The 14995-nt window shown below is 45.5% G+C and carries 12 protein-coding genes; 6 read left to right on the top strand and 6 right to left on the bottom strand.

What is annotated here, in order from left to right; all coding sequences use genetic code 11:
* Positions 1-60: 60 nt before the first annotated feature.
* Complete coding sequence (locus DWW70_RS09405) at positions 61-1407, bottom strand: glutamate-5-semialdehyde dehydrogenase (protein WP_117550794.1); 1347 nt, start codon at positions 1405-1407, stop codon at positions 61-63.
* A 241-nt stretch (positions 1408-1648) separates the two neighbouring features.
* Entirely contained in the window at positions 1649-3241 is a 1593-nt protein-coding gene (locus DWW70_RS09400; protein WP_118649728.1) for an alpha-amylase family glycosyl hydrolase, read from the bottom strand.
* A gap of 513 nt (positions 3242-3754) precedes the next feature.
* On the opposite strand from DWW70_RS09400, the gene DWW70_RS09395 reads away from it, so the two are divergent.
* Entirely contained in the window at positions 3755-5257 is a 1503-nt protein-coding gene (locus DWW70_RS09395) for a sodium-dependent transporter (protein WP_118649727.1), read from the top strand.
* Positions 5258-5461: 204 nt separating this feature from the next.
* On the opposite strand, the gene DWW70_RS09390 is transcribed toward DWW70_RS09395, so the two are convergent.
* From DWW70_RS09390 to DWW70_RS09380, 3 genes are all read right to left on the bottom strand, one after another.
* Entirely contained in the window at positions 5462-6172 is a 711-nt protein-coding gene (locus tag DWW70_RS09390; RefSeq protein ID WP_118649726.1) for a DUF3800 domain-containing protein, read from the bottom strand.
* Positions 6173-6218: 46 nt separating this feature from the next.
* Positions 6219-6644 (bottom strand): FKBP-type peptidyl-prolyl cis-trans isomerase, encoded by a 426-nt coding sequence (locus tag DWW70_RS09385; protein WP_004850005.1) that lies wholly within the window; start codon positions 6642-6644, stop codon positions 6219-6221.
* 73 nt (positions 6645-6717) lie between these two features.
* Positions 6718-7077 (bottom strand): VOC family protein, encoded by a 360-nt coding sequence (locus DWW70_RS09380; RefSeq protein WP_117550788.1) that lies wholly within the window; start codon positions 7075-7077, stop codon positions 6718-6720.
* A gap of 189 nt (positions 7078-7266) precedes the next feature.
* On the opposite strand from DWW70_RS09380, the gene DWW70_RS09375 reads away from it, so the two are divergent.
* On the top strand, positions 7267-8172 hold the full coding sequence (locus tag DWW70_RS09375) for a deoxyribonuclease IV (protein WP_118649725.1): 906 nt from the start codon (positions 7267-7269) through the stop codon (positions 8170-8172).
* A 558-nt stretch (positions 8173-8730) separates the two neighbouring features.
* Here DWW70_RS09375 and DWW70_RS09370 read toward each other — a convergent pair.
* Positions 8731-10254 (bottom strand): Mur ligase family protein, encoded by a 1524-nt coding sequence (locus tag DWW70_RS09370; RefSeq protein ID WP_118649724.1) that lies wholly within the window; start codon positions 10252-10254, stop codon positions 8731-8733.
* Between the two features lie 406 nt (positions 10255-10660).
* Between DWW70_RS09370 and DWW70_RS09365 the strand changes: the two genes are divergently transcribed.
* From DWW70_RS09365 to DWW70_RS09350, 4 genes are all read left to right on the top strand, one after another.
* Positions 10661-11437, top strand: a complete 777-nt coding sequence (locus tag DWW70_RS09365; protein ID WP_118649723.1) for a ZIP family metal transporter — start codon at positions 10661-10663, stop codon at positions 11435-11437.
* A gap of 256 nt (positions 11438-11693) precedes the next feature.
* Complete coding sequence (eno, locus tag DWW70_RS09360; RefSeq protein WP_118649827.1) at positions 11694-12995, top strand: phosphopyruvate hydratase; 1302 nt, start codon at positions 11694-11696, stop codon at positions 12993-12995.
* Positions 12996-13188: 193 nt separating this feature from the next.
* On the top strand, positions 13189-14112 hold the full coding sequence (locus DWW70_RS09355) for a DnaJ C-terminal domain-containing protein (RefSeq protein ID WP_117550783.1): 924 nt from the start codon (positions 13189-13191) through the stop codon (positions 14110-14112).
* Between the two features lie 148 nt (positions 14113-14260).
* A complete protein-coding gene (locus tag DWW70_RS09350; RefSeq protein WP_118649722.1) occupies positions 14261-14986 on the top strand; it encodes a sce7726 family protein in 726 nt (241 codons plus the stop codon).
* Positions 14987-14995 lie beyond the last annotated feature (9 nt).

Genomic DNA, 14995 nt, shown 5'->3' with positions numbered 1-14995 from the left:
AAATGCATCAGCGAGGACTGATGTACATGAGAAAGTCCCCGCTGATGATCGTTCATTATTCTACAGGTCTTTGAAATGGAACTGCTTCTTTCCGGTTGCGTAGTCATCAACTATCTGTCCATGTCCGTAAAGCTTGTATTTGTAAGTTACAAGTCCCTCAAGTCCTACAGGGCCTCTTGCATGGATCTTGCTTGTGCTGATTCCGACCTCTGCGCCGAAACCGTATCTGAAGCCATCGGCAAATCTTGTGGAGCAGTTCTGGTATACTCCCGCCGAGTCGACAAGCTGCATGAAGAGGTCGGCAGTGTCGGCATTTTCAGTCACGATACAGTCAGTATGGTGTGAACCGAAGTGGTTGATGTGTGAGATAGCCTCCTGGACATTGTTCACGATCTTGACTGAGAGTACTAGGTCAAGATACTCTGTATTGAAATCGTCGTCTCCCATGATCTCAAAAACGTTCTGGCTGTCAGTTGCGGCATTCGTATGTGAACCATTGGCCTGACCGTCAGCTGTGTATGCCCGTTTGATGATCTCCGCTGCCTCTGCGGTTCCGCGTAGCTTTACACCATTCTCCCTGAGAGCTTTAGCCATGACTGGAAGCATTTCATTTGCCACATCCCTGTGGATGAGAAGTGTCTCCGTTGCGTTGCAGGCAGCGGTGTACTGTGTTTTTGCATCTATGATGATAGGGATAGCCTTCTCTATATCTGCATCCTTGTCTATGTATGTGTGGCAGATTCCGTCTGCGTGTCCCATGACAGGAATCTTGGTGTTGTTCATTATATACTGCACAAATGCATTTGAGCCTCTAGGTATGAGCAGGTCAACGGACTTGTTGCATGACAGAAGCTCATCGATCTCGTTGTGCTGGCTTGCCTGGAGCATGCAGCCCTCTGGTGCTCCGTTTGCAACGGCTGTGCTGTAGATCACATCGAAGAGAGCCTTGTTGGTGTTGGCAGTTTCCTTGCCACCCTTGAGTACTGCGCAGTTGCCGCTCTTGATGCACAATGATGATATCTGGACCAGCGCATCCGGTCTTGCCTCGAATATGATTCCGATGACACCTATAGGGCAGGAGACTCTCTGAAGGACCAGCCCCTCGTCAAGCTCTCTCTTGAGCTGGATCTGTCCAACCGGGTCAGGGAGTTTTATGAGCTCATCGATTCCATTTGTCACGTCAGCGAGCTTGTGCTCGTCGAACTTCAGTCTCTTCTTGACTGATGCAGCGATCCCGTTCTCCTCGGCAGCAGCCATGTCCTTTGCATTTGCCGCAAATATCTCATCCTTATGTGCGATGAGTGCGTCCTTTACATGTACTAGTATATTGTTTCTTGTATCTTCTGAAAGTGCAGCCATTTTGTAGCTGTCAGCCTTCATGATGCTTGTAGCTTCCTGCATGTTCATAATATTGTTCTCCTTTATAATCCGGTATGTCATGTGCATTTATTCTGTCGTGGCATATGAGCATATAATCCATTAAATATTACCACAAGTTTGGGGAGATGACCACAGGGAAGAAGATAAAAAGAGGCCATCGCATAATATGAGCAACCCACATGGAAAATGAAATCTCCGTTGTGTATGATTGCCATATTATGTGATGACCTTTTTATATGGTTATTGAGTTGTTATATATTGCTCCAAATTAGCAGCTTATCACAACAAAGCTCTGTGCCGGAAGAGTGATAACTCCGTCAGCGATACCTGGCTGTGTGCCGTTTATTGCTATAGAATAGATAACCTTTGCGTCACCAGTCAGCTCAGCAAGCTTCCTTGACTGGGTGTCTGTATTCTTAGGGTTCACTGCAAGGAGTAGATTTCCTCTCTTGTATACCAGTGGCTTTCTGCTGATGATCTCAAGGTTGCTCTTGTCCAGCAGATCGGCCTGTGAATGTCTGAGGGAAGTGAGGGCTTTCACTGTATTGAGCAGTGAGTTCTGGTCTGCCTCGGAAGCCTCGACATTTGCGGCATTTTCTGCAGGATCAACCGGCAGATAGAGCTTGTCGGCAGGCGCTGATGAGAAGCCCATGTTGTCACCGCTTGTCCACTGCATAGGAGTTCTTGAGCCGGTTCTTGTAAATCCGCCCTCCTTGCTTGCCATGCTTCTGAATTTCATAGCAATCTCATCGCCGTAGTAGATGAATGGATTGCCGGGCATGGTCATGAAGAATGCATAGGCAAGCTTTAACTCATCCTCAGAGAGCCCGTAGCTGATACGTGTAGTGTCGTGATTTCCTGTGATGAGGGCTATAGCACCCTTGTACTTTATCTGCTCGTATCTTCCCATGTATTCATCAATGAAGTGGTCGCAGGTTCCCTTGCTGTCAGCCTTGAAGAAGCTGTTGTTCTCCATGCTGTCGTCAAGAGACTCAGGAAGAGATGCAAATGCATTCAGGTGAGCTTCGTAATCTCTTACCAGAGAGTTATATCCGTTGCCCATCCAGTCGAGATAGAAGTCCATGTCGAAGCCGGCCTTGATTGACTGTTCAGCCTTTCCCCACTCAGATACAAATGCTGACTCAGGGTACTCAGCGTGTATATCGCCGAGAATGTCCTGCCATACGGCAACTGTTCCGCTCTTGTTAGCATCATCATGCTTTACAAGTGAATCTGCCATATCTACACGGAAGCCGTCACAGCCCTTGTCGAGCCAGAAGCGGCATACGTCCTTCATAGCCTCTCTTGTTGCGATACATGCAGGATCGTACATGCTCTTGTGCCATCTTTCAGTTGGGTTCAGGACGCCATAGTTGAGAGCCGGCTGGCACTTGAAGAAGTTGACGATGTAGGCACCGTTTCTTGGTGATTCTCCTGCGATGTAGTTGAGACCTGCACCGCCACAGAGCCATCCGTCAGTCCACATATATCTATCTGAGTATTCATTTGGCTCAGCTTTTTTGCTCTCGGTAAACCATGTATGCTCCTCAGATGTGTGGCCTGGAACCAGGTCGAGGAGAATGTGCATGTCCCTCTTGTGAGCCTCAGCGAAGAGGTTCTCTATGTCCTCCATTGTTCCGTATCTCTCGGCAACCTTCTTGTAATCCCTTACATCGTAGCCTGCATCGGAAAATGGTGAATCAAAGCAAGGATTCATCCAGATAGCGTTGCATCCAAGAGACTTGATATAGTCAAGCTTTGCAGTGATTCCGTTAAAATCACCGATACCGTCGCCGTTGGTATCGTAGAAACTCTGTGGGTATATTTCATAAAAAATTGCGTCTTTAAGCCATGTAGCCATAATAAATGTCCTCCTTATAAAAATGCAGCATGCGCATATAAATGCTCTTCGCGCGGCGCATGCGTTACTATTCGTTCTTCCATAATATGAGCAGCGCACTTGCAGCTATGCGCTGGTGGTTTAAGGTATAAGGTATAAGGTACTGCAAACCCACACAGAAATCTGCCTCAAAATACGGAGAACGATCTTATTAGTATTAAGAACATTCTACTCATTATAATAAAATATAATATGGAAAAATGTAATCCTTTATATGTAAATTAATAGATTTATTTTGCAGGAAAATATACTTGTTGAAAACGCACAGCAAACATAAAAATATCTGTATTTTATCTGGTTCAAATATGTGATAAAATTTGCTTTAAACTGTAAAAGTTTAAACACACAAATGCAATGATATATGTTACAATCACAAGGTATGTGTCAGCATAAATGAAAAAATAATACAGAATGTAACAGCTTGAAGTAAACATCTGACGCAAATAATACTGATATCTGTGAAAGGAAAAGTGTATGAGTAAAGAAAATAACAACGGCGACAGAGAAAAGTTCGCCTCCAGACTTGGGTTCATCCTCGTGTCGGCGGGATGTGCTATTGGCCTTGGAAATGTATGGAAGTTCCCGTATATATGCGGGCAGAATGGCGGAGCGATATTTATCGTGATATATCTGCTGTGTCTGTTGCTTCTGGGATATCCTATCCTTACCTGCGAGTTTGCGATAGGCAGAGGAAGCGGCAAGAGCGTTGGTTCAGCACTTAAGGAGCTTGCACCGAAGGGCGGCAACTGGCATAAATTCAGCTGGTATGCCTATGCCGGCAACTATCTGCTGATGATGTTTTATACTATGGTAGCGGGCTGGATGGTATACTATGTGTACGTCATGGGATCAGGACAGCTTCATGGTGGGTCAGTAGAAGCAATAGAAGACAAATTTACAGGGATGCTTGCATCACCGGGACTTATGGTCGCGATCACACTTGCGGTCATCGTGTGTTGTATAGGTATATGTTCACTGGGACTTCAGAACGGAGTGGAGAGGGTGACAAAGATCATGATGTTTGCACTTATAGTTCTGATGATAGTCATGGCAGTGAATTCGCTCATGCTCTCGGGCAACGAAGAAGGACTTAAGTTCTATCTTGTTCCAAGTATCGAGCGTGCAAATGCCAGAGGCTGGGGCAATGTATTATTTGACGCCATGACCCAGGCATTTTTTACACTCAGTGTAGGTATGGGATCCATGGAGATATTTGGAAGTTATATAGGCAAGGAGAGAAAATTGTCTGGCGAGGCGAAGAGTGTTATGTACCTTGATACATTTGTGGCACTCATGGCCGGAGTCATCATATTGCCAGCATGCTTTGCGTACGGGATCAGCCCGGACAAGGGACCATCACTTCTGTTTATGACCCTGCCGAATGTGTTCAACCACATGCCGGGAGGAAGAGTGTGGGGAATTCTGTTCTTCATATTCATGTCATTTGCGGCGCTTTCCACGGTTATCGCGGTGTTTGAGAATATCATATCGATAAGTATAGATATGTTTGGATGGAAGAGAAAGAAGTCACTTATTATAAATCTGATCGGGATATCAGTGCTCTCCCTGCCGGCTGTGCTTGGATTCAATGTGCTCTCAGGAATCACTCCGATGGGAGCGGGTACAAATATCATGGATCTGGAAGATTTTCTCGTATCGGGAAATATCCTACCACTCGGATCATTACTTTTTGTCCTGTTCTGTACAAGAAAGAATGGATGGGGATTTGAAAACTTTGTCGCTGAGGCAGACACCGGTATCGGTAAGCCGTTTCCGCAGTACCTAAGAAAATACATGTCATACGTGCTGCCGCTTATAATTGTGGTAATCTATTTCAAGGGATACTACGATACATTTGCCCCGAAGGGACCAAAACTGCTGTGTATCTGGATGGGAGTTGCAGCATTGTTTGTTCTTTTCATAGGCTATCTGGCGTTTGGACATGGACGGGAGGGCAGGACAGATAAAAAAGAGTGAAAATTTCAGTGAATTTAACACGGACTTATTGTCTTTTGAAGCAAAACATGATATTATATAAGTACCAACAGTAAGTCCTTCGATAGTGCGTTTATCTATGTAAGTGTTCTGTGTGAGCATCGCTCGGAGGCAATTGGTATTTTAAATATTTCAAAAAAGGGATTGAAACCGCGATATGGGGCGCAAGGTTCAATCCCTTTTTGATTATGTCAGCTCGTAAACACCCTTAAGTATTCCAAGTTCTCTCATAAGCTCAAGTTCCTCAGTGTAATGTCCAGTCTGCAGATGTGAATAGAACAGATTAGAAAATACATCCGCTATCTGCACAAACTTGTTACAGGCTGAATCGAAGTAGCTCACTGAGAAATTCCCCGCTACCTGACCTGACAGTGAAAGCTCGGTGTTCAGGTAATTTTCAAGGAATGATTTGTTCTCCACCCGCTCATTCCTCTCGTCAAGCTGCAGAAAGCAGTCCTCGTCAGGAAGATATCCATTCTGTATGAAGTAGAGCAGGGCAGATTTGATGGAGAAGTTGAATGTCCTGGAGATGTTGTCGAAGAAGCGGTTCGGCAGATTTTCATTCTTCATCATGATATAGTACACGTCAAAGTGATGCTTCCTGGAGAAGTAATCCACAAATATGTGCTTCATGTCTCTGTCAAACTGTGCACCTTTTAGTTCACGGAATTTGCCGTCCCGGAACATTCTCCCGCCGTGCTTGGTGATCTTGCCGGTCATGTCATCGACCTTGTCACTGTCCAGATCAAGAAGCATCTCATAGTTGGAAGAAATAAATCTCTTGTAAGCACGCTCAAGGGCGACGGGATCGAGGACATGGATCATAGACACCACGAAATACTGATCGTTTGTGGCATATTTATTGATAGAACCTGATTCGTCTATGTAAATGTTCACGATTCCTGCCCCCTTATATAATCGAATTCTTCGCCATGTCTAAGTGTTAATCCACTGATACAAGCTCTATCTTGAAGTTGAGCTCTTTGCCGGCCATCTCATGGTTTGCATCAAATGTGATGGATTCGTCATCTTTTTCAATGACCTTTACAAGGAACTGCTGTCCCATGGAATTGGCAAGGTATACCTGATTGCCGACCTCAAGATTCTCAGCGCCAGGCATATCTGCAAGAGGAGCCTTGATGATGGCCTCCGGGTCAGGCATTCCGTATGCGTCCTCAGGACGAAGATGTACATCGATGATATCGCCAACGTTCATGCCCTCAACTGCCTGATCAAATCCCGGAATCATCTGTCCTGCACCGCAAACGAACTCGATAGGCTCGCCTCTGTCATATGAAGAATCGAACTTTGTTCCGTCGTTGAATGTTCCTGTGTAGTGAACCTTACAGGTTCTTCCTGTGTTACTCATAAAAATTTGTCCTCCAATTGGGTAATATGTCATTAATTGTAACATGAAATAGAGGGAATGGATATAGGAAAAATTATGGCGTTCCGACCTCGATAAGATTGCCGTCAGGATCATAGAATCTGATGACTTTTTGTCCCCATGAATGAGTCATGAGACGATTGACATATTCAATGTTGTATGGCGACTCATCAAGTTTTTGTGCAAACTCCTCGATATTATTTTCTTCAAAATATAACTCCGAAGCATTGTTATGTGGAATTACAAGATTTTCAATGAATTCAGCCCAAATAGTTGCATCCTGAAGGACCAGCCCTCCCGTCAGGATCACATTTCCCTCGTTGTCCAAGATAACCTCAAGCCCGAAGATATCTTTGTAAAATTTTTTTGATCGTTCAATGTCATTTACGACGATTAGTACATTTTTTAATTGCATAGCGGTTTTCCCCCAAGTGTATAATATAAGTTGGTTTCTAGTGTTTAGTTTACCAAATGATTTGCAAACAGTCTACATAATATATGGTAAAATTAGAAAAAACTATTTATTGATTGCAGCGGCAGCGTATTGTGCAGTCGGCGAGGATAGAGTAAACTGAAACCAGTTTAGAATGAATGGAGATAAATTATGTTAAAATTAGGATGTCATGTGGGTATGTCGGGCAAGGAGATGATGCTAGGCTCAGTGAAGGATGCTGTGGCATTTGGCGCAAATACATTTATGCTCTACACAGGCGCACCACAGAATACGAGACGCAAAGATATATCGGAGCTTAGGATACAGGAGGCACATGAACTCATGGTTCAGAACGGCATAGAGGAGTTCGTGGTCCATGCGCCGTATATAATCAACCTTGCAAATACTGTGAATCCTGCAATCTATGAGATTGCAGTGGAATTTCTTGCAAAGGAGATTGACAGGGCGACAGCGATGGGATCACAGACCATAGTCCTTCATCCGGGCTCACATGTAGGAGAGGGCGTGGACAAGGGAATTGCAAGCATAGTAAAGGGCCTGAATGAAGTCCTGACCGCGGACACCGCATGTCACATAGCTCTGGAAACCATGGCGGGAAAGGGCAGTGAGATTGGAAGAAACTTTGAGGAGCTTGCGCGAATTTATGATGGAGTGAGTCATAATGACAAGCTTCGTGTGTGCTTTGACACTTGTCACACCAGCGATGCGGGCTACGACATCATACATGATTTCGATGGAGTCGTGGAGAAGTTCGACAGACTCATCGGCAAAGATCAGATAGCCGTGTTCCATATGAACGACAGCAAGAACGAACCGGGAGCGGCTAAAGACAGACACGAGAACTTTGGGTTTGGCAAGATCGGCTTTGAGCCACTCATGTACATCATGAACCATCCGGACTTCATGGAAGTCCCAAAGATCCTGGAATCCCCATACATCAAAGACCCGGAAAACAGCAAGAAAAGCTACGAGCCGTTCAAACGGGAGATAGCAATGATCCGAAATGGAAAATTCGATCCGAAGATGAGGGAGAAAGTGGTGGAAGATAACAGATAAAAAAGGAGTTCTACTTAGTAGAACTCCCTGAATGTTTTCTTTCGGCATCTCTGCCTATCCGGGTTTTGGTAAACAAACAACCCTTATGAAGCTCAGCCATGCACTGTTTCCCGGAACATCACACGCATCATCACTCTACAGCCTGCTACGACTATTAAGTTTACGTCAGTCTGATAGGCAACTCCTGTCACCTGCATAACAGCGCTTTCGCCCCGTTTCTACTATTCATTATAAGCTGAGCCGCAAGAAAGGCAATAAACCTGTGGTTTACCATTGCATATCTAATGTTCAGTCAAAACACAGGTAATCAGCCATTCATCTGCTTCAAAAAATATAATAAAAGAGATGTATGTTGTGTGTGGGCTATCGGTAGTGAAGACTGCCGAGCTTGAGGATTTTCCTGCCGAGCTGAAGACCGCAGCGCCCTTATCGCGGTCGTAAGCGAGTGCAAATGGAAAATTCTGAAGCGACAGCAGTCGAACGTGATAGCACATACACAACATACATCTCTTTTTTCATGAACTGAATACAGATGAAGGACTGATTACCGTCCGTCCCTTACTTCTCCGGATGCTCTGTCAGCCAGTGCTCGATGACCTGCGCATCAGAGTGACACTGCACAAAAGTTCCGTTGATTCTCTGGGTACTCTCAATACCCTTTCCAGTCGTGATGACAAGCTCGCCAGGCTGAGCCTCATCGAGGGCTCTTGTGAGAGCCTGCTCCCTGTCAACGATTATATAGCAAGGCTTTGTGATGTACTGCTTGATCTCCTTGCAGATCTCCTCACAGGACTCAAAGCCCGGATCCTCCATGGTGAGAACAACCTTGTCGGCATACTGCTCAGCAAGTCTTCCCATATCCTCACGGCGCTTCTTGTAACGCTCACCGCCACAGCCGAATACAACGGTTATAGACTTTGGCTTCATGGTCTTTTTAACCATCTCATACAGTCTGTACATGCTTATATAGTTGTGTGCGTAGTCGATCATAAATGTGCGATCCTTCCAGTGATATACCTGTAGTCTTCCCGGAACATATACATCTCTGATGCTGCTTCTGATCTGATCATTTGGAATGCCGATGAGAAGAGAGGAGATGATGGCGGCAACAATATTTTCAACATTGTAATCACCAATCAGGTTGGTGTTGTATGCTCTGTTCTCTCCTCCGTATATAAGCTCAAAGTAGCTGTTATGGTCTGTGAGATCTTCATTGTGGATGCTGGCGAATTCAGTGTCCTTTTCAAAGAAATCGTCATCCCTTGACATGAGCTTTTCAATTGATTCCTTGCTTCCGTATACAACAACGTGCTTGTCCCTTACTTCATTATATATAGTCTCAAAATATCTTGTGTCACTGTACAGTACAACGTTGTCGCACTGCTTCAGGAAGGATACCTTGCATCCGAGATAGTCCTCCATGGAGGCGTGCTCTGTCGGGCTGATGTGATCGTAGTCGATATTGGTAAATACTCCGACCTTGTAGTGCTCTCCGTAGATACGGTTCATCTTCATGGCCTGGGAAGAAACTTCCATTATACAGTGTGTACAGCCTTCATCTACAGCCATGTCGAAGTATGTCTGGAGTTCAATAGGCTCAGGTGTGGTGAGAGTGGTCTCAAAAACCTTTGTTCCAACATCAATCTCATGGGTTGAGAATGCTGAGCATCTGTTGTCGGTGTATTTGTCCAGTATATCCTTCATGACAAATGTAACTGTGGTCTTTCCCTTTGTTCCGGTGATCCCGACCTTGACCATGTTATCGCCTGGATTGCCGAAGAACCATCTGGCAGCAAGAGCCATGGCCTTTCTTATATCATTTACAATAATATAAGGAATGTCCACGTCGTCGTACTTTTGCTGTGACAAATATACGATGGCGCCCTGTGCGATGGCTGATTTCAGGTAATCCTCCTTAAATGAGGCACCCTTGCACACGAAGAATGTACCTGGGACCACATCCTTGGAATTGATGGTTATATGGGAAGGAGTGATGTCTTTGCAATCCTCCGAATATTCAGTTATAAGATCCTGCCCGCTTAAAATATCCAATAAAGCTGTAAATTGTAAATTCTCTTTCATACTTTTCCCCTTGGAATGTGTCTTTTATTGTATTTGTACGGACTTATGATCCGTACGACTAAATGTATCACTTATTATGCTTTCTATAAATAATTATGTCAAATAAAAAATACTCAGATCATTAGTTCTGTTCTCTTCATATTTATCTCCATTTGCATACAAATATATCCAAGCTGGTATAACCATGCCTATTATAGCATAACCCTTGGTATTATAGCACTTAAATTGTCGAAATGTGAAGCATTTTGGCCCGGTATTGATAACTTCTATCATATGCAAAAACTTGTGTTGACAAAGTGAACTTGTTCAATTAAATTGTAGTCGCAATTTAAAAAGAAAGATGAACTAATGAAGAGGTTATACGAATATAGTATAGACAGAATACATATTATAAAGAGGTGATGAAATGTCAGAGTTCATAACATTATTTATACCATTTGCCGGAACAACATTGGGAGCGGCCATGGTTTTCTTTATGAAAGATAAGATATCCCCGCTTGTGGAGAAGGCTCTGCTCGGGTTTGCGGCGGGGGTCATGATCGCGGCGTCCATATGGTCACTGCTCATTCCGTCCATAGACATGGCGGAGGCACAGGGAAAGATAGCGTGGCTGCCGGCACTTATCGGATTTGCTCTTGGAATCATATTCCTGCTTGTTCTTGACACGGTGATACCTCACCTTCATCTGGAAAGTGACAAACCGGAGGGCGTCAGGTCAAAGCTTCAGAAGACGACCATGATGATATTTGCAGTCACGCTCCACAATATCCCCGAGGGCATGGCAGTGGGCGTTGTGTACGCCGGCGCAGCCATGGGCAATATGGGCGTGTCCATCACAGGTGCATTTGCACTTTCCATAGGAATCGCTATACAGAACTTCCCGGAGGGTGCAATTGTGTCCATGCCGCTTGTTGGCGAGGGCATGAGCAAGAAGAAGGCATTTCTGTATGGAATGCTGTCCGGAGCTGTGGAGCCGGTCGGAGGTTTCCTCACAGCACTGCTGGCTGTCCAGGTCACACCACTTCTTCCGTATTTCCTTGCATTTGCGGCGGGAGCCATGCTCTATGTGGTCATAGAGGAGCTGATACCTGAGTCTCAGGCGGGCGAGCATACCAATATAGGAACCATCGGTGCGGCGGTGGGCTTCGCTCTTATGATGGTGCTGGATGTGGCACTTGGATAATGACGAAAAATGCTAAATGATAAAATATGAGCAACTACTTATGTTGATTTTAAACATAAGTTAGCTTAAACTAACATCGTAGATCATGTGAGCTCCTGTACCCTCTGTAAACTGCTGAATCGGAGGGACAGCAGGGGTTATACTCGCGCGAAAGAGGAGGTGCCATGTGCCCTGTGGGCACATATCGGAATGCACCGACGAACTGCCGCCGACCGTAAGGGAGGGGGCGATACAAGAAAGGAGAAATATAAAAATGATGAATTATCTTGAGATCGAAAAGGTAATAGGAAGAGAGATCCTTGATTCAAGAGGGAATCCAACAGTTGAGGCGGAGGTGTATCTGGCAGATGGAACAGTAGGCCGTGGTGCGGCGCCAAGTGGAGCTTCCACAGGTGAGTTTGAGGCACTTGAGCTTCGTGATGGAGACAAGTCAAGATACCTCGGCAAGGGTGTTCAGAAAGCAGTAGAGAATATAAATACTACTATAAATGACGTACTTACAGGAATGGATGCGTCTGATATATATGCAGTTGATGCAGCAATGATCAAGGCTGATGGAACAAAGGACAAGTCAAACCTTGGAGCAAATGCTGTCCTTGCAGTTTCAATCGCAGCAGCAAGAGCAGCTTCAATCTCACTTGACATTCCTCTTTATAGATTCCTCGGTGGAATCTCAGGAAACAAGCTTCCAGTTCCAATGATGAACATCGTAAACGGTGGATGTCATGCTCTGTCATCAGGACTTGACGTTCAGGAGTTCATGATCATGCCAGTTGGCGCTCCATCATTCAAGGAGTGTCTGAGATGGTGTGCAGAGGTATTCCACGCACTTGCAGGAATCCTCAAGGAGAGAGGCCTTGCTACATCAGTAGGTGATGAGGGTGGATTTGCCCCGGCACTTAAGTCTGACGAGGAGGCTATCGAGACAATTCTCGAGGCTGTAAAGAAGGCTGGGTATGAGCCAGGTAAGGACTTCAAGATCGCTATGGATGCTGCTTCATCAGAATGGAAGAGCGAAAAGGGAAAGGGCTGGTACAAGCTTCCAAAGGCTGGAACAGAGTATACAGCAGAGCAGCTCATCGAGCACTGGGCAAAGCTTGTTGAGAAGTATCCTATCATCTCAATTGAGGATGGTCTCGACGAGGAGGATTGGGAAGGATGGCAGAAGCTCACAACAAGACTTGGCGACAAGGTACAGCTTGTCGGTGATGATCTGTTTGTTACAAATACAGAGAGACTTGCAAAGGGTATCAAGATGGGATGCGCAAACTGTATCCTTATCAAGCTCAACCAGATCGGCTCAGTATCAGAGACACTTGAGGCTATCAAGATGGCTCATAAGGCTGGATACACAGCAATATCATCACACAGATCAGGTGAGACAGCGGATACAACTATCGCAGATCTCGCAGTAGCACTCAACACATGCCAGATCAAGACAGGTGCTCCTTCAAGATCAGAGAGAGTTGCAAAGTACAACCAGCTCCTCAGAATCGAAGAGCAGCTTGGCGACTCAGCTGTATATCCTGGAATCAAAGCTTTCAACGTAAAGCAGTAGGATAATAGCATTAGCCATACGAATGCATCTCCACTGGTGGAATCATCGGTGGAGGTGCTTTTTTTATACTTTAATTAAATAAAAAAATGACTAAAAATTGCCAGATAATATGTGTGTATTTTAACATTAAAAATATGGAATCACTTGACAGATAGTGTTAAACTATACATAGGCTTATCGGGAGGTAGGAATCATGGCTTCAAAAAGAGATTATTATGAAGTTCTCGGCGTATCAAAGACAGCCACAGACGCTGAGATAAAAAGAGCATATAGAACCCTGGCGAAGAAATACCACCCGGACACGAATCCTGGCGATGCGACGGCTGCAGAGAAGTTTAAGGAGGCCTCTGAGGCCTACGCGGTACTGTCTGATGCCGAGAAGAGGAAGATGTATGATCAATTTGGAATGGCTGCATTCGATGGCTCCGGTGGAGCCGCCGGTGGTGATCCATTCGGAGGCGGAGGCTTCCACTTTGAGGGTGGAGACTTCGGTGATATGTTTGGCGATATATTTGGCTCGTTCTTTGGCGGCGGTGGCCGCTCACAGAGAGGTGGATTTGGCGGATTCGGTCAGGGAAGCTTCAATGCGCGGGGCAGAGATATGGAGGCAAGTGTCACGGTAGATTTTGATGATGCAGTATATGGTTGCGACAAGACTCTGTCATTCAATGATGGACGGGGAGGAAGTTCCCAGTTCACTGTACACATTCCGGCGGGGATAGACAACGGCGGTGTGATAAGACTGGCTGGCAAGGGATATCCCGGAACCGGCAAGGGTCAGCCTGGAGATATGCTGCTGAAGGTCAATGTAAGAGACAAGGCAGGTTATGAGAGAAAAGGACTGGATATATACACCACGGCTCTTGTGCCATTTGACACGGCAGTTCTCGGTGGAGAGATATTGGTCCACACCATGTTCGGCGACGTGAAGTGCAAGATAGTACCTGGTACACAGTCGGGAAGCAAGATAAGGCTTCGTGGCAAGGGTGTTCAGGCAAGGGGTGGCAATACCCATGGAGATCACTATGTGACCGTGAGAATTGCAGTTCCAAGGAACATTTCACCAGAGGCGAAGGATGCGCTTAAGAAGTTCACAGAGCTTGTGAACAAGGGCTGATAATATTATGTTCACATAGAAACCAGGGCGGAAAGCTCACTTTATGAGCGGTCTGCCCTGGTTTTCTCAGCTAAAGCGGGAGATTCTTGACTTTGCAGACAAAAATACATATAAAGATTACTTAAAACAATTGATTTCAGGAGGGAAAATGTTATTAGATAAAGATATACGAGAACCCCTGTTTGATTTCCTTGAGGAGCGATATGGCAAGGTGCGTATCCTTGAGGAGAAGACCGTCGGAAACTCCCGTGCGGATGTGGTAATGGTCATTCCAGACAAGATAGTGGGAATCGAGATAAAAAGTGATGCGGATACATACACGCGGCTGGAGAGTCAGGTAGCAGACTATGATCTGTATTTTGACCAGAATATCGTCGTGGTGGGAAGCACACATGCAGGTCATGTGGCAGAGCATGTGCCGGACTACTGGGGGATCATATCTGTTGAAGAATATGATACAGGCATCAAGTCAGATACAGGTGGCAAGCCAGATGCAGAAGGCCTGGAGGATGGAGTGTCAGACAAGCTGACTCACAAGATCGATTTCTACGTGGTCAGGGAGATGCAGCCTAATCCACGGGCTGATCTGCTTCGTACCATACGTATATTGTGGAGACCGGAGCTTGCACATATCCAGGAGACCTACATCCTTCCGATGTATAAAGGAAAGAGCAAGGATTTCGTCAGGACACTTATAGTGGACAGACTTCCGGCGGAGATCGTGCACCATGAGATAAGTGAGATCCTGTTCGAGAGGGATTATGCAGCTATGATAGAGCAGATACAGGAGTTCAGGAAGGCTCAGGCGGCAAAGCGTGGCAAGACGGTCAGGAGAAAGAAAAAGAGATACAGGAGAAAAAAGAGAGATGCATAGAGGTGACAG

It is taken from the genome of Coprococcus sp. AF16-5 (genome assembly GCF_003479365.1).
GTDB classification, from domain to species: domain Bacteria; phylum Bacillota; class Clostridia; order Lachnospirales; family Lachnospiraceae; genus Coprococcus; species Coprococcus aceti.
This window is presented reverse-complemented; position numbering and strand designations above follow the sequence as displayed.

Coding starts and splice junctions, on each gene's coding strand:
- DWW70_RS09385 (WP_004850005.1), bottom strand. CDS start 6,644: ATGAGTAACACAGGAAGAACCTGTAAGGTTCACTACACAGGAACATTC.
- DWW70_RS09395 (WP_118649727.1), top strand. CDS start 3,755: ATGAGTAAAGAAAATAACAACGGCGACAGAGAAAAGTTCGCCTCCAGA.
- DWW70_RS09400 (WP_118649728.1), bottom strand. CDS start 3,241: ATGGCTACATGGCTTAAAGACGCAATTTTTTATGAAATATACCCACAG.
- DWW70_RS09380 (WP_117550788.1), bottom strand. CDS start 7,077: ATGCAATTAAAAAATGTACTAATCGTCGTAAATGACATTGAACGATCA.
- DWW70_RS09370 (WP_118649724.1), bottom strand. CDS start 10,254: ATGAAAGAGAATTTACAATTTACAGCTTTATTGGATATTTTAAGCGGG.
- DWW70_RS09355 (WP_117550783.1), top strand. CDS start 13,189: ATGGCTTCAAAAAGAGATTATTATGAAGTTCTCGGCGTATCAAAGACA.
- DWW70_RS09375 (WP_118649725.1), top strand. CDS start 7,267: ATGTTAAAATTAGGATGTCATGTGGGTATGTCGGGCAAGGAGATGATG.
- DWW70_RS09365 (WP_118649723.1), top strand. CDS start 10,661: ATGTCAGAGTTCATAACATTATTTATACCATTTGCCGGAACAACATTG.
- DWW70_RS09405 (WP_117550794.1), bottom strand. CDS start 1,407: ATGAACATGCAGGAAGCTACAAGCATCATGAAGGCTGACAGCTACAAA.
- eno (WP_118649827.1), top strand. CDS start 11,694: ATGAATTATCTTGAGATCGAAAAGGTAATAGGAAGAGAGATCCTTGAT.
- DWW70_RS09350 (WP_118649722.1), top strand. CDS start 14,261: ATGTTATTAGATAAAGATATACGAGAACCCCTGTTTGATTTCCTTGAG.